At 53.3% G+C, this 25,130-nt stretch carries 25 protein-coding genes; 10 read left to right on the top strand and 15 right to left on the bottom strand.

What is annotated here, in order from left to right; all coding sequences use genetic code 11:
• Nucleotides 1-41: 41 nt before the first annotated feature.
• From NSU18_RS20980 to NSU18_RS20970, 3 genes are all read left to right on the top strand, one after another.
• Nucleotides 42-527, top strand: coding sequence for a GNAT family N-acetyltransferase (locus tag NSU18_RS20980; RefSeq protein ID WP_341015876.1), 486 nt, complete (start codon nucleotides 42-44; stop codon nucleotides 525-527).
• A gap of 69 nt (nucleotides 528-596) precedes the next feature.
• The gene (locus NSU18_RS20975) at nucleotides 597-1,571 is read left to right on the top strand and encodes a catalase family peroxidase (protein ID WP_341149959.1); all 975 of its coding nucleotides are present in this window, start codon (nucleotides 597-599) and stop codon (nucleotides 1,569-1,571) included.
• Nucleotides 1,572-1,703: 132 nt separating this feature from the next.
• Nucleotides 1,704-2,591, top strand: a complete 888-nt coding sequence (locus tag NSU18_RS20970; protein WP_341149958.1) for a diacylglycerol/lipid kinase family protein — start codon at nucleotides 1,704-1,706, stop codon at nucleotides 2,589-2,591.
• Between the two features lie 63 nt (nucleotides 2,592-2,654).
• On the opposite strand, the gene NSU18_RS20965 is transcribed toward NSU18_RS20970, so the two are convergent.
• From NSU18_RS20965 to NSU18_RS20955, 3 genes are all read right to left on the bottom strand, one after another.
• Nucleotides 2,655-3,530: a phosphotransferase family protein gene (locus NSU18_RS20965; protein ID WP_341149957.1), complete on the bottom strand. Its 876-nt coding sequence runs from the start codon at nucleotides 3,528-3,530 to the stop codon at nucleotides 2,655-2,657.
• 315 nt (nucleotides 3,531-3,845) lie between these two features.
• A complete protein-coding gene (locus NSU18_RS20960; protein ID WP_341149956.1) occupies nucleotides 3,846-4,328 on the bottom strand; it encodes a DinB family protein in 483 nt (160 codons plus the stop codon).
• Nucleotides 4,329-4,652: 324 nt separating this feature from the next.
• Nucleotides 4,653-5,198 carry a hypothetical protein gene (locus tag NSU18_RS20955; protein ID WP_341015867.1) on the bottom strand — a complete coding sequence of 182 codons (546 nt, stop codon included), beginning with the start codon at nucleotides 5,196-5,198 and terminating at the stop codon, nucleotides 4,653-4,655.
• 118 nt (nucleotides 5,199-5,316) lie between these two features.
• Between NSU18_RS20955 and NSU18_RS20950 the strand changes: the two genes are divergently transcribed.
• The gene (locus tag NSU18_RS20950; RefSeq protein WP_341015866.1) at nucleotides 5,317-6,231 is read left to right on the top strand and encodes a phosphatidate cytidylyltransferase; all 915 of its coding nucleotides are present in this window, start codon (nucleotides 5,317-5,319) and stop codon (nucleotides 6,229-6,231) included.
• A 74-nt stretch (nucleotides 6,232-6,305) separates the two neighbouring features.
• Here the strand turns inward: NSU18_RS20950 and NSU18_RS20945 are convergent, their stop codons facing one another.
• From NSU18_RS20945 to NSU18_RS20935, 3 genes are read right to left on the bottom strand one after another with little or no spacing between them, the layout of a single operon-like run.
• Entirely contained in the window at nucleotides 6,306-8,558 is a 2,253-nt protein-coding gene (locus tag NSU18_RS20945; protein WP_341149955.1) for a carbohydrate-binding domain-containing protein, read from the bottom strand.
• Nucleotides 8,559-8,576: 18 nt separating this feature from the next.
• Nucleotides 8,577-9,260 carry a DUF4956 domain-containing protein gene (locus NSU18_RS20940; RefSeq protein ID WP_341149954.1) on the bottom strand — a complete coding sequence of 228 codons (684 nt, stop codon included), beginning with the start codon at nucleotides 9,258-9,260 and terminating at the stop codon, nucleotides 8,577-8,579.
• Nucleotides 9,253-9,996, bottom strand: coding sequence for a polyphosphate polymerase domain-containing protein (locus NSU18_RS20935; RefSeq protein ID WP_341149953.1), 744 nt, complete (start codon nucleotides 9,994-9,996; stop codon nucleotides 9,253-9,255). Before NSU18_RS20935 ends, NSU18_RS20940 begins: the two co-directional genes overlap by 8 nt.
• A gap of 165 nt (nucleotides 9,997-10,161) precedes the next feature.
• Between NSU18_RS20935 and NSU18_RS20930 the strand changes: the two genes are divergently transcribed.
• Both NSU18_RS20930 and NSU18_RS20925 read left to right on the top strand, forming a co-directional pair.
• Nucleotides 10,162-10,839: a response regulator transcription factor gene (locus NSU18_RS20930; RefSeq protein WP_341015861.1), complete on the top strand. Its 678-nt coding sequence runs from the start codon at nucleotides 10,162-10,164 to the stop codon at nucleotides 10,837-10,839.
• Nucleotides 10,839-12,107, top strand: coding sequence for a sensor histidine kinase (locus NSU18_RS20925; RefSeq protein WP_341149952.1), 1,269 nt, complete (start codon nucleotides 10,839-10,841; stop codon nucleotides 12,105-12,107). Before NSU18_RS20930 ends, NSU18_RS20925 begins: the two co-directional genes overlap by 1 nt.
• 111 nt (nucleotides 12,108-12,218) lie before the next feature.
• On the opposite strand, the gene NSU18_RS20920 is transcribed toward NSU18_RS20925, so the two are convergent.
• Nucleotides 12,219-13,289, bottom strand: a complete 1,071-nt coding sequence (locus NSU18_RS20920; RefSeq protein WP_341149951.1) for a polysaccharide deacetylase family protein — start codon at nucleotides 13,287-13,289, stop codon at nucleotides 12,219-12,221.
• Between the two features lie 298 nt (nucleotides 13,290-13,587).
• On the opposite strand from NSU18_RS20920, the gene NSU18_RS20915 reads away from it, so the two are divergent.
• On the top strand, nucleotides 13,588-15,243 hold the full coding sequence (locus NSU18_RS20915; protein WP_341149950.1) for a cellulase family glycosylhydrolase: 1,656 nt from the start codon (nucleotides 13,588-13,590) through the stop codon (nucleotides 15,241-15,243).
• Between the two features lie 67 nt (nucleotides 15,244-15,310).
• Here NSU18_RS20915 and NSU18_RS20910 read toward each other — a convergent pair whose 3' ends face one another.
• Together NSU18_RS20910 and NSU18_RS20905 are read right to left on the bottom strand one after the other, a co-directional pair.
• Nucleotides 15,311-16,057 (bottom strand): nucleotidyltransferase family protein, encoded by a 747-nt coding sequence (locus tag NSU18_RS20910; RefSeq protein WP_341149949.1) that lies wholly within the window; start codon nucleotides 16,055-16,057, stop codon nucleotides 15,311-15,313.
• Nucleotides 16,054-16,743 carry a TetR/AcrR family transcriptional regulator gene (locus NSU18_RS20905; protein ID WP_341149948.1) on the bottom strand — a complete coding sequence of 230 codons (690 nt, stop codon included), beginning with the start codon at nucleotides 16,741-16,743 and terminating at the stop codon, nucleotides 16,054-16,056. Before NSU18_RS20905 ends, NSU18_RS20910 begins: the two co-directional genes overlap by 4 nt.
• A gap of 195 nt (nucleotides 16,744-16,938) precedes the next feature.
• Here NSU18_RS20905 and NSU18_RS20900 point away from each other — a divergent pair, with 195 nt between their 5' ends.
• A complete protein-coding gene (locus NSU18_RS20900; protein ID WP_341149947.1) occupies nucleotides 16,939-17,733 on the top strand; it encodes an SDR family NAD(P)-dependent oxidoreductase in 795 nt (264 codons plus the stop codon).
• A 137-nt stretch (nucleotides 17,734-17,870) separates the two neighbouring features.
• Here the strand turns inward: NSU18_RS20900 and NSU18_RS20895 are convergent, their stop codons facing one another.
• Entirely contained in the window at nucleotides 17,871-18,302 is a 432-nt protein-coding gene (locus NSU18_RS20895; RefSeq protein ID WP_341015850.1) for a RidA family protein, read from the bottom strand.
• A 29-nt stretch (nucleotides 18,303-18,331) separates the two neighbouring features.
• Nucleotides 18,332-19,198, bottom strand: a complete 867-nt coding sequence (locus NSU18_RS20890) for a DNA-binding protein (protein ID WP_341149946.1) — start codon at nucleotides 19,196-19,198, stop codon at nucleotides 18,332-18,334.
• 154 nt (nucleotides 19,199-19,352) lie between these two features.
• Here NSU18_RS20890 and NSU18_RS20885 point away from each other — a divergent pair, with 154 nt between their 5' ends.
• Complete coding sequence (locus NSU18_RS20885; protein WP_341149945.1) at nucleotides 19,353-19,700, top strand: helix-turn-helix domain-containing protein; 348 nt, start codon at nucleotides 19,353-19,355, stop codon at nucleotides 19,698-19,700.
• Between the two features lie 18 nt (nucleotides 19,701-19,718).
• Entirely contained in the window at nucleotides 19,719-20,099 is a 381-nt protein-coding gene (locus NSU18_RS20880; protein ID WP_341149944.1) for a helix-turn-helix domain-containing protein, read from the top strand.
• A 430-nt stretch (nucleotides 20,100-20,529) separates the two neighbouring features.
• On the opposite strand, the gene NSU18_RS20875 is transcribed toward NSU18_RS20880, so the two are convergent.
• The 4 genes from NSU18_RS20875 to NSU18_RS20860 all read right to left on the bottom strand — a co-directional run bounded on the left by NSU18_RS20875 (nucleotide 20,530) and on the right by NSU18_RS20860 (nucleotide 25,126).
• The gene (locus NSU18_RS20875) at nucleotides 20,530-21,003 is read right to left on the bottom strand and encodes a hypothetical protein (protein WP_341149943.1); all 474 of its coding nucleotides are present in this window, start codon (nucleotides 21,001-21,003) and stop codon (nucleotides 20,530-20,532) included.
• 81 nt (nucleotides 21,004-21,084) lie between these two features.
• Entirely contained in the window at nucleotides 21,085-21,360 is a 276-nt protein-coding gene (locus tag NSU18_RS20870) for a hypothetical protein (RefSeq protein WP_341149942.1), read from the bottom strand.
• 445 nt (nucleotides 21,361-21,805) lie between these two features.
• On the bottom strand, nucleotides 21,806-23,536 hold the full coding sequence (locus NSU18_RS20865) for an Imm51 family immunity protein (protein ID WP_341149941.1): 1,731 nt from the start codon (nucleotides 23,534-23,536) through the stop codon (nucleotides 21,806-21,808).
• Nucleotides 23,537-23,743: 207 nt separating this feature from the next.
• Entirely contained in the window at nucleotides 23,744-25,126 is a 1,383-nt protein-coding gene (locus NSU18_RS20860; protein ID WP_341149940.1) for a sensor histidine kinase, read from the bottom strand.
• Nucleotides 25,127-25,130 lie beyond the last annotated feature (4 nt).

Raw genomic sequence — 25,130 nt, 5'->3', positions numbered from 1 at the left:
TATCTAATTAGATATATAATTAATTATAAGCAGGTGAATATATGATTTGGTTAGAACCCGTACCGGACCCGTTAGTGCCGGAGAGTCTGGATATTCAGGCCTCCATCCTGAACTCTCAGCCTGAATTCAACCAGATGGTCGTGCATAAGACGTATCTGGAACCTCTGGAGCTGGAGGAGGAGAACCGCAACAACCTCGCCATGGGAGAGAAAATGCTATACATCAGAAGCCATGACCGGATTGCCGGTCTGATTACCTACCTGCCTGACTATAGCGCGGATCATTATCCGTGGATCGGCCTGCTGGTGATTCACCGGCAATACAGCCGGCAGGGGATCGGGAAAACCGCCGTACATGAGCTGGAGCAAATGTTCAGGAATCATGGCCTCAGCGCCGTCAGACTAGCCGTTCAGCTGGAGAATAAGGCTGGGGAGGCCTTCTGGACCAGGAACGGATTCGCCCCGGTCAGAAGAGCGACCGATAACCACAATAACGAAGTGGATGTTTACGAGAAGCAGTTTAGATGAATGGCCGGTGTGGTAAGAATTAGGATGTAGATTATTCCATTTCATTGGATATGCGGGAGGGGTATGAGCGTGAATGAGGGCAAAAATGAAGCTGAACTGGACAGACAACTGCCGGCAGGGGAGCAAGCTGGGGCTGAAGGGCTGGCCGCTGAGGCAGTAGACGCGATCGAGAACCTGTCCGGTGTCCATCCCGGATATCGCCGCGCCCATGCGTCGGGTGTCTGCTGCCGCGGCTTCTTCCGGCCGAGCGGGCTGGGGATGGAATTCACGGAGGCGGAACACCTTCAGGAGCAGCAGGTGAATGCCATTATCCGCTTCTCGGGCAGCTCCACCGATCCGGCACTGGCGGATCTGCTCTCTCCTGCCAAGGGAATGGCTGTCCAGTTCATCCTGCCGGATGGCGAGGTTACGAATCTGGTTGGAGTGACCGTGCCTGTCTTTTTTGCGCGGACCCCGGAGTCCTTCATCGACATTGTACATATGGCCCACCGGCTGCGGACCGGGACACTCGGACCGATTGAGCTGATGAAGGAGATTGTCAGCCACTTCAGCGAGAGCAAGGAGGCCCTGCTCGCGGTGCGGCGGCTGATGCCGCCTGCCAGCTACGCGGAATGTCATTACTACTGCATACATGCTTATGTGCTGGTCAATGCAGAGGGCAGGCAGCAGCCAGTCCGGTTCGAGTGGGTTCCCGAGTCGGGTGTGCGCACACTGACGCTGGAAGAGGCTGCGCAGCAGCCGGACCGCTATCTGGAGGAGGAGCTGGAGCTGCGCCTGAAGGACGAACCGGCCATCTTCCAGCTTGTCGCTGTTCTGGGCGAGGAAGGCGATGCGACAGATGATCCGACCCGGGCCTGGCCGGAGAACCGCCGGAGAATCGATCTTGGCCGGCTGCATATTTCCGAGATCTATCCTGATCCGAAATATCTGCTTATGGACCCAACGGTCATCACCACCGGGATGCTGCTCTCGGATGACCCGATTCTGAGGTTCCGCAGCGCAGCCTACGCCGAATCTTATGGACGGCGGATCGAAGGAAGATAGCCGCAGCAGGCAGCGGCAGCTATGCACCGGCCCAGCGCCAAAGGGAAATGCGCCCTTTGGCGCTTTTGATTCAAACGCTATACTTAGTTGGTTAATGGATATTAATCCGGTTACAAGAGAGAGGAGTGCAGTATGCAGCAGGCCATGGTCATCATGAACCCGTCGTCCGGCAAGGCAGAGGCGCGGGATTATATCAGAGCAGCGGAAGAGGTGCTGCAAGATGCAGGATATCAGGTTACCGTCCAGGAGACCGCAGGGGAAGGAGATGCAACCGCCTTCTGCCTCCAGGCCTGCGCCGAGTGCTATGATCTGGTGGTTGCCATCGGAGGAGACGGGACCCTTCACGAGACGATGAACGGCCTCACAGATCAGCAGCACCGCCCCACACTTGGCATTGTGCCAATGGGCACCGTCAATGATTTCGCCCGTGCGCTGCAGATTCCGCTTGTTCCTGAGGAGGCAATTCGCAATCTGGCTTCGCCACGGACCCGAAGAGTCGATATGGGCCGGCTGAATGAGCGGCTGTTCGTCAATGTGGTGGCCGCAGGCTCGCTGGCAGGCTCCCTCTCCTCGGTCAGCTCCGAAGACAAGAACCGGCTCGGGTTCCTTGCCTATCTAAGAGAGGGCATTAAGGAACTGGCCAACAAGACTGCACACACCCTGACGATTACTCACGACGGGGAGACCTGGGAGGGCTCCTCCCCGCTGTTCATCGCGGCCCTGACCAATTCCGTAGGCGGCTTCGAGAAGCTTGCTCCTGCTGCCGCTGTAGATGACGGCCTGCTCCATTGCTTCATCGTTAAGGACCTGCACCTGCTGAATTCCGTTACCGTAAGCATCTCTCTGCTGCTCGGCAATCTGCGCAATCATAAGGATGTCATCTACTTCACAGCCAAGGAGGTCTCCATCCGCTCCACCGAGCCGGTTCAGACGAATGTGGACGGCGAGCAAGGTCCGCCGCTGCCAATCCGCTTAAGCACCATTCCGCGCCACATTCAGGTCGTGGTGCCGGAGGACTGATCAGCCCGGACAACTCAGGCGTTCCAGGCTATAGATTACTGGCATCCGCCAAAAGCCTCTTCTTCAGTTGATTCCCTGCAGCTCTGTGAAGTCCTCATCCAGTGTCCATTCGAGACGTCTGACCCATTCACGCTGCACTTCCTTCGGGGCTATCTGCAGGCGGTGCAGGATATTCCATACCCTGTACAGACTCGCCGCCTTCATCTGTTGCGGCGTGAAGGACAGCGGGTTAACAGACAGATAGCCCTGCAGGAAGGCCGTATTAAGCAGCATGGATTGCACGGGATAATGGTGCTTCGTGAACCAGCAGACCCAGGCTACATCGTTCAGCGGGCTACCCCATTCCGCCCATTCCCAGTCCAGCACATGCAGCAGATCATCGGGTTCACAGAGCAAATTATGTACTCCGTAATCGCCATGGGTCAGGACCCAAGGAAGCTCCCCGGCCTCCGCAGCGGACAGAAAGTGAAGCGACTGCCTGCCAAGAGCGGCGGGGACGAATTCCAGCTTCTGAATCACTTGACTCAGTGCAGACCTGTTGCTGAGCCGGATCTCTGTCTCTTGCGGCTGATAAGGGCGGGAATGAATCTGGGCAGCCAGCAGTTGCCCCATTCTGCTGTAGATCCGCTCGGCTCTTGACCAGTCCCTGGCATCCAGAACGGATTGGGCGTTCCTGCCCTGCATGCAGTCCATAATGATGATGCGCATTCCGTCCATCTCTGCCACCTCATGCACCACCGGGGTATCACAGCTTCCCTGTACCAGCCGCATGACCTCAACCTCATTGAGCGTATCTTCGTTGGACATATTTGTTATTTTGGCTACAAGGGGCGGCTCCGCCCCTGCCATCAGATAGGTGAGATTCGTATACCCCCCTGTCAGCCGTTCCAGCCGGCAGGCATACCTTGCTTCCAGACCTCTGATGATGTTCTCAATCATGATATGAATCCCTCTCTTTTCCCTTCAGTAGACCCTATGCCAAGCGGAAACGACTTTGCCATCCTTTTAGGGACGGCACCGTTTCAGCGAGAAATAGAAGGATAAGTTATCGTATGCAACATATAAATCCTTATATTTCAAGAATATCACATGCTCCAGTTCATTACAGATTAAGCTATTCTGCACAAGCAGATCCAGGCTGCAGCCCGCATTATATGTATGACAAAGAGACCGGCAAGAGAATCCCGTCCAGTCTGCTTGAGCCATGCCTCATAGCGGTTCCCCTGCACAGCCCAGTAACTGCCCTGAACGGGCTTATGCCTGTGGCCCGGCCGGGATGTACAGCTTGCGGATCAACACCATTTGGCCGATATGATAGGCATTATGAGTTGCCGCATTACTGATGATCTCCCACCATGCAGCCGGTACCGGGAACCCGTTCACCTTCCCTTCCAGCCCTTCCTCAGACAGCAGGCTCTGCCAGTTCAAGAGCGTCTGCAGCAGCCTTCCGCGCAGCTCACTGAACACAGTATCTGGCGGAAGCCGGAAGCTGAGGTTATTATCCTTAACCGGAGGCACAGCATCCACATGCCCATCGCGGTACCGTGTCTGCCAGGCTTCATTCCAGTACAGCAAATGCTGGCTAAGCTCAGCAATGCTGCTGACTCCTTCACCAGGCTTCCAGAACGCTTCCTCCTCGGACACGTTCTCTACAGCCTGCATATAGGGCAGATGCCAGCTGGGATCGTTGGCCCCGGCCAGCAATTGATTGGCAAGCACATCCTTTGCGTGAACCATTGCTTCACTCTCCTTTTCACTGAAATATCACACTCCCGGCGGAATAAGCCAGGTAAGCTTCTTGTATAAACAAAGTCACCCTGCGTGTGAAGGACTGTATACTGTTTTTCACATACATTCGGTACGTGTGCCTGCTTGTGAGCATAATGTATGCTGTTTTTCGCATACATTCGGTACGTGTGCCTGCTTGTGAGCACAATGTATGCTGTTTTTCACATACATTCGGTCCGTATGTCGCTGTACCAGCCAATTGCTATTCGGTTACACCTATACAACAACAAAGTCCCCCTCCCCTACCGGGAACGAGACTTCTCTAACTGCTGTCTATCTGCCGGAAGGCTGATAATCGCTCAGCTTGCCGTAATAGACCAGATGCAGCCGGTCGCTCTGCCGGAAGTCATCCGGGGTAACAAGCGCAGGCAGCTTATTCCACAGCTTAATGCCCGAGCGCTCCAGAATCTCGGCAACGAACTGCGAACAGAAATACGAGTTGCTGAACTCCACCGGCTCCTTCAGTGCAATGCCGATGACGCCGAGGATATTGTAAAGATACTTCTGGCGGCTGCGGATGAAGACCTGGAGCACCCGCTTCATTTTCTCAATCTCCCGGTCCGTAACCTGAAGCTCGTAGATGACACAAGTCGTCTCCGGGTATTTGCTGTAGGTGCCTGTGCGGATATCCTCCTTCACGAACCCGCCGTTCAGCGGATTGGCCGGATGCTTCCTTCCGAAGCTATATAGCTCGGACAGCTCCCTGTTAAACGAGATGGAGGCATGATTATACGGCGCTTTGGTATAACCCTGAATGAGCTTCGTGAACAGCGTTCCCGTATTGGTGAGCATGATGTACACCGATGGATCTGCTGACATTTACAATATTTCCCCTTATCAAGTCAGTTGTTTTACTTCATAATAAGCTGGACGCTCTGTCTATTTTAGCATAAAATTCCTATATTGAAATGATACCCGAGACAAGTTGGTGATTGTAATGAACCGTTCTATATTCACACTAGTTCTGATCTTTGCAGCTCTATCGGTGATCCATGTGCTGTATCTTGTGGTGAGCAAATTACAGAAGGACAAGGATTATACCGGAATCGGCTTCCGCATCCGAACCTGGTGGGGCATGCTGTTCATTTTCTGCCTGGCTACCCTGTCCAATTCGGTCGTGTCCCTGCTGTCCCTGATGGTCCTGAGCTTCTTCGCCCTTAAGGAATACTTCTCCATGATCCGCACCCGAAAAGCAGACCGCAGGCTGTTCCTCTGGGCATACCTGTCCATTCCGCTGCAGTTCTACTGGATCTACATTGAGTGGTACGGGATGTTCATTATTTTCATTCCTGTCTATGTGTTCCTGCTGCTGCCGCTTCCCCGGCTGATTAACAAGGGAACGCTCGGCTTCCTGCGCGGTGTCAGCGCGGTGCAGTGGGGACTGATGCTGATGGTCTTCGGACTTAGCCATCTGGCCTATTTCCAGTTCGCCACGCCGGAATACGGTGCAGGGCTGGTTCTCTTCCTGGTGGTGCTGACCCAGCTCAATGATGCCGTGCATTATCTGGCCTCGCTCTACATCGGCAAGCACCGGATCGTCCCGACCGCGAATCCCCATCTGACCTGGGAAGGCTTCGCCTGCGCGTTCGTGGTGACTACAGCAATCTCGTACCTGAGCTATTCTCATCTTACACCGCTGAATCCGGCCTTCGGCTATCTCTCCGGCATGCTGATCAGCCTCAGCGGCTTCTTCGGCAGTCTGACCGTCTCTGTACTCAAGCGGGATCTGCTGATCGGAGATGACGACAAATTCGCAGCGCTGCAAAAAAGCTACCTGAGCCGCGTAGACAGTCTCGCCTATACCGCACCGGTATTCTTCCATGTCATCCGCTACTATTTCGACTTCATGTAGCCGCTGATCACAACCCTTAATGTGCAAAAGAAGAGACTATCCGCTAATGGATAGTCTCTTCTGTGCTGTCCCGCTTAATTCGTGCTTGTATCTGCTCCCTCTGGAGCTGTAGTACCCGCATCTGCCGGCTTCGTAGTGCCCGCATCTGCCGGCTTCGTAGTACCTGCATCTGCCGGCTTCGTAGTACCAGCGTCCGCAGGCGGCGTGCCTCCTGCTCCGCCAGGTCCGCCTCCGGCTCTGTTGCCTCTGCCGCCGCCGAAGCCGCCGCCTCCCGGCCCGCCCATACTGCTGCCGCCTGTGGTTACACCCGATGCATTCACCCAGGTCACCGTACCGGTGATGTCAAAAGCAACGAATTTGCTCCCCCCGCTGTACGTCCCGCCGGTATACAATCCGTCTGTGGCTGTTCCGGTAGAGCTTCCGCCGGTGTAGACGGTATAAGAGCCGTCCGTAAGCTCTGGAGCGCTGACCACTACGGTCTGGAAGCTCTTCGCCGGAGCGAAGGTCAGAATGGCCTTGCCGTCAGCGTCTTCCAGATGAACCATCGTTCCAGCCTGCTGAGTTGCTGCGAATTCCACGCTGACCGAATACTGGCCGGAGTCCTCACCAGGCGCCTGTGCCATTCCTGATGCACCTGCGGCTACCAGGAATCCGCCTGTGATGTTGAAGGCTCCGTCATAATCAAGCGCGCCGTTACCGGAGTTCTCAGGACCATTCACAATGACGGTGCCGCCGGTCATAGTCACTGAGCCGTTGGAGTCCAGGCCATCGCCTGCGGCATCTACGGTCAGGGTGCCGCCGCTGATGGTCAGCAGGTTGCTGCCGGTGCTGTTGAACGAATCCTGAGCCTGCGTTCCTGCTGCCGCATTGGTATCGTTGCCTCCAGCCACATTGACGCCATCGTCTGTGGCGGTCACATGAATCTCACCGCCGGATATGGTGATGTCCGCCCCTTCTATCCCTTCATAGCTCCGCGTAATATTGACGGTGCCGCCCGATATGGAGACCAATGCATCGGCGTGAATTCCGTCATCGCCTGTAGCGATCTGGAATTCCCCATCTGTCACGCTGATGTTTCCGTTACTGTGCAGCGCATCATCTGCGGCATCGACTGTAAAGCTTCCGCCGTTCACCGTCAGGTCGCTGCCTGCCTTAATTCCTTTGGCGCTGACAGATTCCGTCTCTGTCGCCGCCGCGTTGTCTGACTCTGCTGCCGCTGCAGTGTCAGACTGCACAGCCGTGGCCGTCTTGCCGGCAGTCCCGGCAGCATCCATCGCAGGCGGCGTATCTCCAGCTTCTCCCGGAGCAGGGAAGCTGCCGTCCTCCGGCCGCTGGCCGAAGCCGCCGCCGCCCATTCCCGGCCCGCCCTGATCGCCGGTCTTCACTTCGGCATTCACATAGCCGCCGCCAGTCACCAGCGAATAGGTGCCGCCGTCGATGACAGCAGCGGTCTCCGCTTGAAGCCCGTCATTACCGGCCGTAATATCAAAGGTCCCGGCAGCAATAACGATGAAGCCCTTAGCAGCATCCTTATCATTGGTTGATTTGATGCCGTCACCTTCTGCATGGATTGTAATATTACCGTCCTGAATGGCAATCATGTCCTTACCGACAATACCGTCATCCGCTGCCTTCACTTCTAGGGTGCCGGACATGATTTTCAGATCATCCTTGCCGGTGATGCCGTCGTTATAGTTGCCGGTAACCGTCAGCTTGCCGGTGCCGTTGATGGTCAGGTCCGCTTTGCTGAAGAGCGCAGCGCTTGGCCCGTCCTCAGCTCCGTCTGCGAACACATACGCAGTTCCATCTGTCACACTGTTATCCGTGCCTTCCTGCAAGGTGATCACCACTTTACCGGCTTCCTTGATGTAGACCGGAGCATTATCGGTGTCTGTCAGGTGTGCGCCATTCAGCACCAGCCTTACGGTCCCTTTGGCCTGCTCATCTACAACAATCTGTCCGTCATTTAGTGTGCCGCTGAGCACATAAGTGCCTGCCTCCGTGATAGTGACCACACCGCCTTGCGCCTTGGCCCCTGCACCATCAACGGCAGCCGTTGTTCCTGACAGGGCAATCGCGGTTGAATCCGCTGCCGTCCAGGCGGTTGCCGTATCCTCTGCATCCCAAGTGACGAGATCTGCAGCCTTCGCGCTTGCCAGCTGCACGGCAGCAGAGGTAATGTTCGCCGCAGCTGTAATAGCTGTACCGGTACTATTGCTTGTATCTGCTGGCGTAGCGGCCTTAGTGCTGCATGCCGACATGACTGCGGCGCATAAGAGCACCATTCCAATTCTGCTCACTGTATTATATTTTTTCATTATGCTCATTCCTTTCGTATTCACACTTTAATAATCATTCATCGTTGGAGCCATCGTCAGTGAGAGATCCAGGTTCCCGTTACGTGTGCGGATGGCGTCCAGCAGCTCCTTCTGGCTCGTATGCTCATCAATCGTTACTGCATAGACCAGCTCATACAGGCTGCCCAGCTCCGTAGTTCTGATCTTCTTCAGCTCGTAGGCCACATTGAAGGTGTTGAAAACCTCCGCGAAGGCTTCCTCATAACCAAGATTCTCAGGAATCGTTACCTTCAGTGTCTTATGCATCGACTGCTTGCGCCCGAAGCCCATACGGTTAAGCAGGACCATCAACACGCAGAGAATCAGGGTGAAAAATACTGCATACCCGAATGCTCCTACGCCGCAAGCCAGCCCGGAGGCCATAGTGAACAGGACAAAGGTGATGTCCTTCGGATCACCGGGGGCGCTGCGGAACCGGATGATCGAGAAGGCGCCCGCCAGGCTGAAGGCCCGGGCCACATTGCTGCCGATAAGCAGGATGATGATCGCTACAATAACCGGCAGCAGAACCATAGTCAGCGTGAAGCTCTGTGAATATCCGGCAGGGCTCGTCTTCATGTAGGTGAAGCTGATCAGCCCGCCGAGGATAATGGCAATGACGATGGTTAAGGCAGCATTCATGAATGTTAGTTCTGAAGTAGACTCAGCTACGGAAAATATCGAATCAAGCATAGCGGACACGCTCTCTTTCTGATTGGCTGTTTCGCAGCATTTTTTTGTATTCGTTGCCGTACTTGGAGAAGCTGGTGCGGTACATCTGATGCTCCGACAGCATCTTGGCCAGCCAGACCGGAATGGTCTTCTCCGCCTTCACTTCCATCAGCCATTGTCCCGGCTCCAGCAGCTCCTCACCATACACGCCATGCTCCATCTTCAGATCATACCGGCGGCAGCGGATATTGGTGTCGAAGGTGATGCGGAGATCGCGGTTATTTTTGCAGAACATAGCCTTACGGTCATAGGACAAATACAGCTTCGGCTGCAGATCATAGCGGGTCAGCATGTACTTGATCTCTTCAATCACCTGCTTGTTCATATAGCTCTCGAATACAGGCTCCCTGCCGCTCTCGATGAAGGCATAGGCTTCCTCCAGCTTCAGCGGAGTTCTTCTTTTGTTAACCAGGCCCAGCACCTTCTTCTTGATCTCCAGATAGACTCTGGTGTCGCCTTCAGGAATGCCGTAGGCTCTGATGCGCAGCTTCTCCTTGTACTTCGGCTTCGCCAGACTGCTGCGGATCAGGGAATTCTGCGGGGTGTCATAATACAGATTGGTGATGGAATAATATTCGTGCTGCTTGTTGTATGCATCAGGCTCCATATATTCCAGCAGTTCGTGATAGAGCTTCAGATAGGATTCGTGGTCGAACAGATACTTGTTCTCGTAACGGTTGAAGACCTCAATAGCCATGGTGATCAGTTCCTTTCAGGGGAGTAATGGTTGCCGCTTGCTTATGGATGTATCTTAGCCCCCGAACCTTTAACGAATCTTAACGGGTTAAGGTTGATTAAAGGTCCCCTTGATATAATGGCATCAGCAGCAAATCCATTACTTAAGAAGAGGATGAGCCATCCCATGAGAATATTAATCGTAGAAGACGAGATCCATCTGGCGGAGGCCTTAACCCAAATCCTCAAAAAGCACCATTATTCGGTAGACGCAGTCCACGACGGCCGTTCCGGTCTTGATTATGCGCAGAGCGGGATCTATGACCTGCTGCTGCTGGATATTATGATGCCGGAGCTGGATGGAATCAGCGTGCTGAAGGAGTTGCGCAAGGACGGCTTCTCCACACCGGTTATCATGCTTACCGCTAAAGGAGAGATCAACGACATGGTGACCGGACTCGATTATGGAGCTGACGATTATATCGCCAAGCCATTCGCTTCAGAGGAGCTGCTGGCCCGTATCCGGGCTGCTCTGCGGCGTAAGGGCGAGGTGATTCCAGACGATGCCTTGAAATTCGGGGATCTGGAGCTGAATACGGCTAATCCGAAGCTGACGGTGAAGGGCAAGGAGATGAAGCTGAATCTGAAGGAAACGGAGCTGCTGGAGCTGCTGATCCTAAGGAAGCAGGCGGTCACCTCGAAGGAGCAGATCATTGAGAAGCTGTGGGGGTTCGATTCTGATGCGGAGCATAACAACGTGGAGGTCTATATTTCTTTTTTGCGTAAAAAGCTGACCTTCCTGAGCTCGGAGGTGCGCATCAGCACGATTAGGGGCGTAGGGTACGTGCTGGAGGCGAGTGTCTGATGTTCAATAAACTCCGGACCCGGTTCCTGATTGTCAATCTGGTCACCATCTCCATTATCATGCTGGCGGCCTTCGCCGCCATCTACATCTTCACGTACCGCAATGTGCAGGCTGACATCTATATGGCACTCCACCGGATTGCGGACATGCAAGAACGGGGTCCTGGCGACGGACAAGGCCCGCGCGGTTCTGGCGGCGGTGGCGGGGCAATGCCCACAGGCCAGGGGCCGATCGACCCTTACCAGCCGGAGCGTTCCGTCTCCTTCAAGGTGCAGACTGATGCCAGCGGCACGCTGACCGGCAAGGAATCGAAGTTCACCATGGACGATGAGCTCTATACCGCCGCGCTGAAGGAAGCGCTCAGCCAGGGCAAGGACACCGGCCGGTTCACACTGGACGGCAGCCGCTGGATCTTCATGGTGAAGCCTGCAAGCAGCGGACAACAGTTCGTCTTCATGGATATCACCGCCCAGCAGCAGATCCTGACGAACCTGATCTATACCTTCGCGGCTGTCGGCCTGCTGACGCTGGTCATCCTGTACTTCACCAGCCGCTACTTTGCGGGGCGCTCGATTGCGCCGGTAAGGGAAGCTTTTGACAAGCAGAAGCAGTTCATTGCCGACGCCTCCCATGAGCTGAAGACACCGCTGACGATCATTAACACCAATGCGGATGTACTGCTGGCGAACAGTGAGGATACAATCCGCAATCAGGCCAAATGGCTGCAGTACATCAAGTCCGAGACGGAGCGTATGACGCGGCTGACAGGTGATCTGCTGTATCTGACGGAGATGGATGACTCCCGGACCGGGAAGCTCCACAGCAGGTTCAACATGAGCGAAGCGGTAGAAAATATTATTCTGACCATGGAGGCGGTCATCTTCGAGAAGAATCTCTCCTTCGACTATGACATCCAGCCGGATCTTACCGTGCCGGGCAACAGCGAGCAGATCAAGCAGGTAGTGATGATTCTGCTGGATAACGCAGTGAAATATACGAATCCCAAGGGCTCTGTACACATCTCGCTCTATAAGGTGAACACCGGTGTGCTCCTCTCCGTCGCAAATACCGGGGAAGGTATTGCGGCGGAGCATCTGGCACGGATCTTTGACCGCTTTTACCGTACGGATACCTCCAGAGCGCGCAAGCAGGGCGGCTACGGCCTGGGTCTGGCTATCGCGAGGTCGATTGTGGACCAGCATAAAGGGAAGATCTATGCAAAGAGCGTGGCCGGAGAGTCCGTAACATTCTATATGCAGTTGCCTTGAGGGAGCTGCAGCAGCTCCAGGCTCTTGCAGGCCGAGACTGAACGAAAATAAGGGTGCCCCCGTCAGCTATGTGCTATAGCTGGCTGGGGCACCCCCTTCCATATTGTAGCCTCAGTTAATTTCCAGATAATCAAGGTAAGCGTCCCAAGTCCCGTCATCGGCGGTAACCACCAGCTCAATCACCTGATTGCCGGTTCCATGGCTGACGTTACTGATCGTATAGACCGCAGGGCTGCTTCCGCCATAGTAGAAGGTCCCCTTCGTCACCCCGCCGATTTTGAGATCCACCCTGGCCATATTGGCGTTATTGGAGGCTCCGCGCAGGGAGAAATTATGGGTGCCGCTGGTGAAATTCTGGGTGTACTTCACAGAATCATTATTCGCGTACAAGGCAACTCCGGAGAAGGGTGTGCTGATATTAGCAGTATATTGGCCCGCCTTAGTCATACTCTCCGCCTCTACCTTCGTTGCAGCGGGGCCAGGACCATTGCCGCCGCCATCAGGCGCAACCGCCCTGCCGGTGGACGGCGAGATCATGCCTGAACACAGGTTACGGTTCTTGAGATTCTGTGCAATCTGCGGTACCGCCTGGAGTGTGGTCTGGTATTGGTCATGCATCAGGATGACATCCCCATTCTTCATCGTGCCTACGGCGGACACAATCTGGCCGGTGCTGGCTCCGTTCCAGTCCTGGGAATCCACGTTCCAGAGCACTTCGGTAAGGCCGTTCTGGGCCTCAATGGATTTGAGAGTCGCGTTGGTAGCCCCGTACGGCGGACGGAACAGCTTCGGAGCAGTGCCGGTAATGGACTGCAGCGTCTGCTGGGTATTTGTAATCTCCGATGTGATCTGGGAGGTGCCCACCTGGGTCAGATTCGCATGTGACCAGGAATGGTTGCCAATCCACATCCCTGCGTTCTTCTGGGCCAGGACGAGCGAAGGATTATTCTGCGCATTCTGCCCGACATTGAAGAACGTGGCGCGCAGACCATTCTGCTGCAGAGCATTCAGCAGGTTCGTCGTGTTGCTTGGATTCGGCCCGTCATCATACGTTAGAGCTACATAGCCGGCCGAGCAATCGGCGGCGAACACCTTCTCCCCGCCCACCGCCAGCGACCCCACAAATAAAGACACCACCAGCGACCCGATAGCTGCCCATTGTATAGCTTTCATTCTAAACATTCTCCTAATTCCCCTCTCGGCTTGAATAGTTTGCTGACTGTAACCGTTAAGCAGTAAAATCTTAAGGATGAAGCCTTTTAGGCTGTAACTGTATGTATACGCTCCGTTGAAGTCAATCGCTTACATTAGTAATTATAGCAATAATTCCCTTTTTAAGCTAGATGTGATTCTTGTAGCTTCCCTGTTTTATTCAATAATTTTCCATAATTTAGACTCGTCCGGGATGAATAGGTTTTCATTTTACCCGTATGATATAAAGTTCGACTTTATCAAGAACCCTATACGAGGAGGAAGATGAATGACCTTTGGTTTCAGGACACTGGGAAAAATGCTTTTGGCTCTAACACTGCTTGCAGGTACCGCTGCTATTGCCGGACAGCCGGTGAAGGCTGAGGGGGCAGCGAAGCTTTTTTATCACACCTCGGGCAGCCGGATTGTAGATTCGCAGGGGGACCCGGCCGTGTTCAACGGACTGAACTGGTTTGGCTTCGAGACGCCGAACTATTCCCCGCACGGATTATGGTCGCGTTCCATGGATGATGTGCTAGATCAGGTCCGCGCAGAAGGGTACAACCTGATTCGCCTGCCGTTCAGCAGTCAAATGTTCGATCCGGCTTCCCAGGCCAACAGCATCGATTATGCCAAAAACCCGGATCTGGCCGGTCTGACTCCGATCGAAATTATGGATACCTTAATCGAAAAAGCCGGCCAGCGCGGCATTCAAATCTTTCTGGACCGGCACCGTCCCGATTCCGGCGGGCAGTCAACGCTCTGGTATACCGCCGCATATCCTGAATCCCGCTGGATCAGTGACTGGGTGATGCTGGCTGCACGGTATGCGAATAATCCTACGGTAATCGGTGCCGACCTGCATAATGAGCCTCATGGCCCGGCAAGCTGGGGGACCGGTGATCTCAGCACAGACTGGCGGCTCGCGGCCCAGCGGGCAGGGAATGCCATCCTTGCGGTGAATCCGCATTGGCTGATCATCGTTGAAGGTATAGAGCAGAACGTGCAGGGTAACACCAGTAAGTACTGGTGGGGGGGTAACCTCACCGGGGTGCGGAATTATCCGGTAACGCTTACCGTGCCGAATCAAGTGGTGTATTCTCCGCATGATTACGGTCCCGGGGTAGCGGAGCAGCCGTGGTTCAGCGATCCTGCTTTTCCGGCGAACCTGCCTGCGATATGGGATCAGACCTGGGGCTATATCAGCAAAGAGAACATCGCCCCTCTAATCATGGGTGAATTCGGAGGCCGCAGCGTGGACACCCTCTCGGTGGAAGGGAAGTGGCAAAATAAACTAGTCGATTACATCGGTACGAATAACCTCTACTGGACCTACTGGACACTGAACCCCAACAGTGGGGATACCGGCGGTCTGCTGCAGGATGACTGGGCAACCTGGAACCGGCCGAAGCAGCTCATGCTGAACCGGATCATGAAGACGGTCACCTTCCCTCCTATTGAACAGCCTGGAGGCCCAGGAACAGGACCTGTAACCGCCACTCCGCTCTACCGCAGTGATGAGACCGGCAACAATGTGGGCTCCATCCGGGCAAGTCTCCAGCTGAAGAGCACTTCCACCGTCCCCGTCCCGCTCAGCCAATTCACGATCCGTTACTGGTTCACCCAGGACGGCAGCTCTGCGCACACCATGGAGATTGACTACGCCGTCGTCGGCAAAAACAATATCCAGACCACCATCGTTCCGCTCACAGTACCGGTCCCGAACGCCGACGCTTACGCGGAAATCTCCTTCAAGGATGGAGCAGGGACCCTGGCTGCTTCCGGCTCAACCGGAGAGATCCAGTTCCGCATTCACAAGGATAACTATGCGAATTACAGCCAGGCTAACGATTACTCCTTCCGGCCGCTGCTGACCAGCTTCACCGCCAATGATCGGATTACTGTGTACCATAATGGCACGCTCATCTACGGCATAGAGCCATAAAACAAAAACGCACGGGTACAGAGAGATTCGCCCTCTGCCCGTGCGTTTTTGTGATTGTGGGCCCAGGCTACTCTGCCTGTTCCTCCAGCCTCGCCCGCATCTGCGCATAGGCCTCCGGGGTGCCGACATCCTCTATCGTGCCCTCCGTATAGTAGGCCCGCATCTCCTGACGGGAATGCAGCCATTCGGGAAAATAACTCGGCGCATCCGGGTTGCCCCCTTCAGCCAGATAACGGGAGAACAGCGGCAGCGTAGACCGTTTGTAGATGTACAGCGCGAATACGCCAATGTTGGAGCGGGGCGCCTGCGGCTTTTCCTCCAGGGATAAGACCCGATTCTGCGCATCCAGCTCCGCCACACCGATACTGCGCAGCTCTTCTGGATCATCCACCGTCCGCACCAGAATACAGTCGGTATCCACCTTGTGAAAATAGTCCAAATACCCAGCGAGGCCGAAGCCCAGCACATTATCGCCTGCCAGCACCAGCAGATCCTCCTGCGGCTGCACCCGCTCCAGCACAAACTGGATATCGCCAATCGCGCCTAACCGCCCCTCGGGAGAAGAAGTGCCATCGTTCAGGATACGAACCGGCTTGCTCCCCCGGTACTGCCCGGCCCACTGTTCAAAAGCATGGAAAAACCGCTCATTCGTCACCACAAGAATCTCCGAAATCTCCTCCAGCACCTCCAGCCGCGCGGCCAGCAGATCCAGAATCGTCCGGCTTCCCTGCACCGGCAGCAGCGGCTTCGGGGTGTCTAATGTTAAGGGATACAGACGGGTAGCATACCCCGCAGCCAAGATTAATGCGATCATTCGCTTATCGCTCCTCTATCCGGTTCGGCAAACAGGGATTGGGAGAGCATAGCCATCGTCTGTTTGTATACAGCATGGGCGGCTTCGGCATCGCCAAGGAATCCGCCCATATACAGATGAATTACACCGTGCAGTGAGGACCATATGACGGCGACAAGAGCCCCGGTCTCTTCCTTGTCCGAAATAAGCCCCTGCTGCTGGGCGGTAATGATTAGAACCTGTAGTCGGCGTATGGCGGTCAACGTTCCCTGCATACTCTCCGCATCCGGCTTGAACTCGGCAAAAGCCCCTCCGAACATCAGCTTGTAGTAGCTGCTGTAATCCTGTCCGAACTGCCAGAAGGCTTCGCCCAGCTCCAGCAGATGCTGCCGGAGGTCAGCAGACGGCGGCACCTCATCAAACCGCCGGGCCAGCAGTTTGCAGCCCTCCAGATAGAGCTGCTGGGCCAGGCCCTCTTTATTGACAAACAGACTGTAGATAATCTTCGTGGAACAGCCCATTCTTTGCGATACTCTGCGTACAGTAACGGCCTCCGGCCCCTCTTCCTGCAGAATATCTGCGGCTGCATCTACCACTAGCTTACGGAGATTTTCTGTATTTTGCAGGCGGGCTTCCTGATAGGTCTTCAGTGTCCGGCCCGTGGGTGGTGCCGGCTTATCTTCGTTATGAATAGGAATCACCTTCATTCGGTTATCAATGTTATTGACCAGCAACAGGGTTGCCGGGTTCTAACAGGAATTCTAAACATTCGCACCTGGGATGTCAATTGAACCCTTACGCGATAAAATCAGGTTGACACACGTGTGATGTTTTAGTTACTATGATTCACATAGGTAACGTTGTTACCAAAACAAAACATCGGTGCAGAAGGAGTAGTCAAAATGAATATTAAAGGGAAATGGTCTTTAATCACCGGAGCCTCTTCGGGAATCGGTGAACAGTTTGCCAGACAATTAGCCAAGGAGGGCAGTCATCTGGTGCTTGTAGCCCGATCCAAAGGCAAACTGGATGCACTCGCAGCCGAATTGACCCGAAGCCATGGAATTCAGTGCCAGGTGATTCCCCAGGACCTATCGCTCGAAGACGCTGCCGGTGAGCTGTACCAGCAATGCCAGCAGCTTGGCCTGAATATCGAGCTGCTGGTGAACAATGCAGGTTTTGCCACCCATGGCCTGTTCGAGCAGATCTCCGGCAGGCGCCAGCATGAAGAGGTCATGCTCAACGTAGCCGCTGTAGTCGATATGACGCACCTCTTCCTTCCCGGAATGCTCCACAGAGGAGCAGGTGCTGTGATCAATGTCTCGTCTACCGCAGGCTTTCAGCCGCTGCCTTATATGGCCGTCTATGGGGCGACCAAAGCTTTTGTCTTGTCCTTCACCGATGCCCTCTACTGGGAGAATCGGGATCGTGGCGTACAATTCTTCGCCCTGTGCCCAGGCTCGACAGAGACCAATTTCTTCAACGTAGTAGGTACGGAGGATGCCTCTGTCGGCGGCGCAAAGGACTCGCCGGAGCGGGTAGTGGCCCTTACACTGCGTGCCATGGCCAGAGGGAAACAGTACGTTGTTCCCGGATTCCGCAATTACCTGGGTGCCCAGATTACCCGATTCATGACCCGCAGACAGAGTCTGCAGCTGGTTGGGGGTATGCTTCGCCCTGCCTCGAAAGAGCACTAATGGACAGCCGTCATAACCCTGAAGGAACATTGTATGGTGTCACCGCTGCCCTAAATCAAGTATCTCACTGCAACTTTTAAGCAAACAAAAAGCAGCTCATCCGGGCAGGAGGGCTGCTCTTGTGGTTGGAATTACCGCTACGCGCGCGGACGATATGCTACGCCGTCGATCTGGACCTTAAGTCCATCCGGGCCTCCCACATGCGCGAACTCGGTGGAGATCGTTTTGCGGGCAGGGTACTTGCCTTGGAATCTGCGCTTGAATACCTCTTCCATAACTGGAATCTCCCATACATCCCGCAGCAGAATGTCCACTTTCACCACATCTGTAAGTGTAAGTCCCACCCGTCCGAGACGATCACTCATGTCATTCAGCGCACCTTCCACCTGCTCTTCCACCGTTCCGCCCACATTGCCTACACAGAAGCTCAGGAAAACAAAATCCCCCGCCTCTACAAAACCGGAGTACGCATACTCCTCATTCACATCATGTCTGGTGATCCCGCCCATACTGGTTCTTGTCCCCTTATCGCCTGAGATATGATCAGTATAGCGGAATAAACCGAACATTTGTTTGTATTATTTTTTGCAGGGATAGTTCATGAAAAAATCCGAATCTGGACTCCCGCATCCGGAGGTTCATGAAGCCCCAAAACAACCTGCGCCAGACAATCTGCCAGCACCTCATCATACCGTCGGCTCTCTTCTGCCGTCACTTTTCCACGCAATGCTTCAAATGACGCCAGACAACGCTTGAAGTTGCTATCGTGTCTGGACTGGTGGGCCAGTCTTAAAGCTTGCATCATCCAGTCCATCGCCTCCGGGAGTCTGCCTCCCCGCTTGTGATATAGAGCCAAATGATAGCAATAATTCAAATAATAAGAGAGATTCCCTGCATCTTCATAGTCCCCAAACCCGGCACTCTGCTCCGCGAACGTATGCAGCAGATCATCCACATCTAACCCGTAATCCACCGCAGCCTGCAAAATTGTCCCTAACCCCGGCAACAGCTCCTCCGGATGATCCTGCAAGAAACAGCGATATTCCTCCAGAAGTCCATTCTGCCCTGAGAGAATATCCACCATATACAAGTTAGCACGTGCCAAGCCTCTGAACTCCTCGGCAATCGTCTCCCCTTCTACCCCCAAATCCTCCATCCAGCCAAGCTCAGCATAGCGGTATATCATCTCTCTAGCCTCGTCATACTTCTGCTGCTTCTGATAAGCGATGCCCCGCATTAGATGACTGAACCCGAAATAATAGACAAGCGGACGCTGCATGTCCATAAGCGGTACCGGAAGCCCTTTAGCCTTGTGATACTGCCGCTCCTCATAGATGCACTGCGCATAGCTGTGGAGAATACCTGCCGTATTCAGCACCTTATTCCAATCCTCTAAGCGATTTGCCATTTCCAGCATTTCAACGATAATGTCGGGATTGAGTAATTTCAGAATAGAAGGGCGCATGATGGTGCCTCCTTTTTCTTTATCAAATAGTTGAAAAGTAGTACAATAAATTAAATATACTACTATAAAGTAGTATTATCAATTACTTTTACCGCCTTTACGACCCTGCTATTTAAGCACGTACTCTCCTAACCTTTAGGAGAGGTGATTTTCTATGACAGACTTACGAAACACGGTCGGGGACCGAATGCGCGCAATAAGGAAGGCCCAAGGATTAACACAACAGCAATTAGCCGAGCTATCTAACTTGGATGATGCGTACATAGGAGCAGTTGAGCGCGGAGAGCGGAATTTTTCTATAGATACCTTGGAGAAGATCGTAAACGCATTACAAGTTCAACCCGGCGAGTTATTTCTCCATTCTCAGGGTCTTAACGAAACTGAAGCTGCACAGCGGAAAGCCCTTGATGAATATGCGGTTATTGTCAGCGGATTGAGCGTGAAGCAAATAAGCACTTTGCAGAGGATTGTTAGCGAGGTGAAAGGAGCTTTTGAGACATAAGTATTCTGAGGTGATCCAATGAATTTACCAGAAAGTGTAGGAACTCGGATACGCGAGCTTAGAAAAGCAAAAGGATGGACCCAGGAACAGCTGGCGGAAGCTGCGTCACTTCACTACAGCTATATAGGTGGGGTTGAACGCGGAGACCGCAATATTTCTTTGGAGACTCTGGAGAAAATAATAGCTGCTTTCCAAATCCCTGCTGAAGAAATTTTCCGTTTCGAGGATCATACCGACCGCCGCAAGGCGTTAGATGAACATATGACTTTGATAAGTAGCAGGAGTACAAACGAGATAGAAGCTCTTACCAAGATCAATCGGGAAGTGCTGGCTACACTGGATATTCAACCTGAAAAAAGTAACGGGGTACTTTGGAGATGCGCACGGACCATTGTTTAATGCTTGAGTTTTGGTGACGGCACCCTTACATATGAAATCTAACTTAGCTAGAATCTGATTGGAAAGGCGAATAGTATTATCTCTGAGCGCTTTGCTAGAACCTCAAGATAATAAAAACAAAACCATGACTCAATGAGCATGGTTTTGTTGAAGAAGCTTCACTTTCTTTTTCGTCTGCTAAAAAAAATGCTGATATTATGAAGCAGAATAGCGATGCTTATCGCTACCAAAAAATAATAGTTGTCATTTTTATCCGCCAAAAGCAGTGCGGCTGCCAATAAGGTAAAGGTAGTTATAAGACTAAGTGAAACACTTTGAGGACTGCGATCTTTTTTATAAGCTGAGTAAATGCTATAGTAAGCAAGCCAAGCGATACCCATTCCTATAAGTATATTTAGTATCATAGTAGATCAAACCCAACTAATAGATTTTATAGTTTAACCATATAAGTATAAGCTTTCTGCATATCATTCTTGGCAGTATTAAATGAATTAATAGTTATACCTGCAAGAACTGCCACAGGCGCACCAGCAGCAACCCATCCCCATCCAGTCCAAAGAAGTATAGCCCCCGTCCATCCTGATGCAACAGCTTCAGCGTACATTACATATTGAGCCTGTCTAAAGTCTGCGTAAGAATGGCTAAACAAATCCACTGCGTTTTTAGTAGTTGGAAACCAAGTGTTGCTTGGCTTAATACCACTCTTGTACACATGAGCGCCTTCTGGTTCTCCATGTGAGTTATTGTTCCCAATCCAATTATAATTCATTGACTGGTAGCCAGTAAATACATAAGAGGATAAATCGTTTGTACTGTAGTAATGACTAAGCCATGTTATGCCCCCAGTATCTTGTAATGGTGTGATAAGTGGGTTAGTGACGGCATTTAAATCTCCGATATTCAATTCTTCGTCATTGACTAAAATCTTATGATTTAAGTTATCATAAAATATTTCCGATGTAGTTGAGTCATCTTGGAAAATTGTCTAATAACTCTCTACGTTCTCATATTCAGGTAATAGTGTAAAATCTCTTGTCGTTGTAACTGTTGTAGTTAAACCTTCAGTTGCCTCAATTATCTTTACCGTATGTGTTTTAGCTACTGACCCAATTAAATCCCCCTCTTTTGAATAAATGTCGCTAGTTTCCGTAATTACTTCAGTTGTTGGTTTGGTTTCTGCTGCATACACAGAAGGATTAACACCAACGAAGGCAATTGCCAATGACAATCCTAAACTCGCTAAAATTTTCATCTTCTTCAATTCTCAAATCTCCCCTCCAAATAATTTATAATTACAGATATAAGTATGGATGATAACATTTTTGGTTTCATGAGTATTAAATACTAAATTTTATCAATTAAGCGATTTAAATGGTAAGGTGCTTTCGATTCAATTTTGTGTTTTTCTTTACATAGTTCGACTTTTAACAACAAAAATAGAGTTACATAGAGTAACCCTTGAATTTTATTCTACTTATTTTGTATATAAAGACCCACATTTATTAGCCTTCTACAAATTCATAAGCCAAGCGTCTCAGTAACGGTGAATTTGAAAATGATCGAGGTGCCACCAACTACAACTATCCCCCTTCACTTTCCCCACATGCCACAATACTGGGCTGGCACGTAATCAGATAACCTCTCCAATTAGCACCCTTATAAAAATACGGGACTACCCATATACAGGCAGCCCCGTCTGATTCGGCCTAATCCAGCTCCGCGCGCGAGAACAGATCGCGGATGAGCTCATCGTCCTCACAGGCCCGCTTGAAGGCAATGGCGAACTTGACCAGCGCCTCGCCGTCAGAGGAATAGGCGCAGAACATATCCGCTTCCGGGTCAAACCGGATGATCTGGGCCAGCTCAGGCATCCGCTCCTCCAGGAAGACCGCTGCCAGAGAGGCCCAATCGTATCCGCCCCCTTCGAAGCCCTCGTCTTCCCGCGCGGCGAATACTTCTGTCTTATAGCTTCCCGCGTTCAGAATCACGGACTTGCCGCCGTTATCCTGCTCCACGATAATAAAAGGCTTCAGATCTGCTGCTCCCACCGCTTCCTCCTCCTTCAGCTTCTTCAATAATTGTTCCTTCGCCTCATCCTTTAACCGGAGCGTCCCGTTCGTGTTCACGATCATGCCTTGGCGGACCCGGTCGTCCAGCCAGTCCGAGATGAAGCCCGGGGCATATCCGCCTGTGCTGAATTCACCGCCGAACGCGATCATTTTGGAATACACCTCAAGATATTGGTCACGGTTCGTATTCGGATAGGCGCTGGTGTAGAGCCAGAATTGCAGATCATACATCAGAGTGGAGCGTTCATCTGCATGAAGACTGAAATGCCCCTTCTCCTCAACGATGGCGGTGCAGATCCTGCGGATAATGCCCTCTATATCGTCTACTTCCGTAACCTTGCCGCACAGCTCCTGCAGCAGCGGAGAGAACTGCGCAGAGGCCACCTTCTTCAGGTCCGCCTGCTTGTCCTCTTCAGAGGTATCGAACACCTCATCGTTCACCAGCCCGCGGATGAAGGTCTCGAAGTCGGGGGCCAGGAATGTTATCTCGTAATTGCCCTCCTGATCCACATGAATCACCTCAGGCTCCCCCTCCGGCCCGCAGTGGCGGTAATCCAGCATAATGACATCATGTCCGGCAGAAGGACAGTCGCCGAAGACCACGCCAATATCGGGATAACCCCACTCCTCAATCATGAAGCGGCTGCCCAGGTCTCCGCAGAGGGAGTAGCTTTTGTCACGGCCGATTCCGGCTATCCCTGAGATCGCAACATGATCCTCCGCCCAGCACGTAGATTCACTCACCGGAAAACAGGTATTGCGCGGAATCCCCCCGTTATGCCGCTTCATCATGGCGATATAAGAGGCCGGCAGCTTATAGCCAAGCTCTTCCTCGACTGAAGCAATCAGCTCGTCACTGGGCAGCGGAGAGACATACTCCTTCAAGGCATAGTCGCTGTCCTCCCAGAAATCCGCACAGAAATCAAGGAAAGAACCCAGATCCCTGCTTCCGCTCTCTCTTAGCAATTTAGCATTATGTATCGCTTCGGCGCGTCTGGCCTGCTCTCTCGCCTCACGCTGCGCACCCTCCCTGCTATACTCCAGCATCGCCTGAATATCTCCGTCTCCTTGCTGCAATTCATCCGCCCGCGCAAACGCCTGAACGGCCTGCTCATACTGCTTCAGATGATAATAGGAATATCCTATGCGAAAATGCCACAGCGGATCGTCCGCGCCCTCCTCCGCCACACTAAGCAGCAGCTCCAGCGCTTCCCCGTATTGGTCCAGGTTATTGTAGGCCCGGCCTAACCGGCTGGTTAACTCATACCCTCTCTCGTCTACCGGAATCTCCAGAATGCGGTCCACGATCTGCTGGTGTTTATCCTCATCATGCCAACGCTTGAATTGTGCAAGCAATGCTTCATCCATCTCTGTAGCCTCCCTGTTTAGACACTGCAAAGCAAGCCCGTCCCCAAATCCCGCAGGCGCGCTTGCTGTCAGTTCATTTCCTACTACCCATTCACCGGAAATTCAGGAAATTAAACAGGCCCCTGGATCATCCCCTGATCCCTAACGGTGCGGAGTGCTTCTCCGGACTCATACTTCGGGCGGCCGATCAGCTTCGCACAATACAGCTCAGGCACCTGCAAAGGTCAATGTCACGGTTGTCCCCTGCACCGGCGTGCTGTCAATGGCGATGGAGCCGCCATACCGTTCCATGATCGCTCTGGCAATAGCCAGGCCCAGACCCGAGCCTCCCTGCGAGCGGCTCCGCGAATGCTCTGTACGGTAGAAGCGTTCGAAGATATGCGGTAGCTGCTCCGCGCAGATCCCGATTCCGGTATCGGCTGCGGTCAGCACCACCCTGCCATCTTCCAAGCGGGAATGCCTGATCACCACCGTTCCGCCTTCCGGCGTATACTTCAATGCATTCTCGATGATGTTGCGGAGTACCTGATAGCAGGCGCTGCCCGGTATCCTTACCAGTACCTCCTGTCCGCTGGAGCCGCTGTCATAATCAAGCTCTACGCCGGGATTAACATGAACCGTCTGCGGCAGCAGCTCGCTTAGCGTGATCTTCAGACTGCAGACGCCCTCCCCGTCCTCCGGCACGAATGCCTCTGCCTCCGCTTCGGCAAGCAGCAGGAGCTGGGAGATCAGCGCCTTCATCCGCCGGGTCTCATCCATCATGAAGGCCAGCGATTCATCCAGCACCTCCGGCGACTGCTTGCCCCAGCGCTGAATCATATGAGTATGGCCCTCAATAATAGCCAGCGGTGTCTTAAGCTCATGCGAGGCATCCGCGATGAAGCGGCGCTGCTGATCGAAGGAGACCTCCAGCTTATGCAGGAATCCGTTGAAGGTCTCCCCCAGCTGCTGGAGTTCATCCTGAGCGGCGGGAACCTGTACACGCCGTGATAAGCTGTTCGTTCCGATGCTGCGGACTTCGCCGATCATACTGCGGATGGGCTTCAGCGCCGAACGGGAGACCAGGCCCCCGGCGATTACCGCCATTCCTGCAGCCAGCAGCAGGCCCAGCAGCAGCAGCCGGCCTACCTCCTTCTGGGCGGTGGCACTGCGCGACTGTCCGCTGTCTGTAAGCTGAAGCCGGACAAGGCCATACACCGGCAGCGATATCTCCTTCTCCGCCTGATATACATCCGAGCCGGGTTCTGGCTCCCCTTCCCCCGCTTCGGCAAGCACGCGCCCGCGGGCATCCAGCATCTGCAGCACCTGCCCCTTCTCCAGCTCAGGAGCGAACATGGAGAAATCCGGCTTCAAAAAAGCTGCCGCACCGCCCCCCCGGCCCAGTCCGGGCTGAAGCAGGGACGGCAGAAATTCCACTTCGCCGACCCGAAGCTCGAACTGCTTCAGCTTGGCATCCAGCACCCGTGTTTCCTGGCTGTCTGTCCAGTGCTTGAAGGTAATATAGACAAATCCGCTGACCACTGCCGCAACAGCCAGCGCCGTCAGCGCAATCGAAGCACTGACCTTACGGGAGAATGTCCATGGCTTCATTCCC

Source organism: Paenibacillus sp. FSL H8-0048 (genome assembly GCF_038002825.1).
Classification (GTDB): domain Bacteria; phylum Bacillota; class Bacilli; order Paenibacillales; family Paenibacillaceae; genus Paenibacillus_AQ.
Note: the sequence above shows the minus strand (reverse complement) of the source record. Positions and strands in the feature narration are given on the sequence as shown.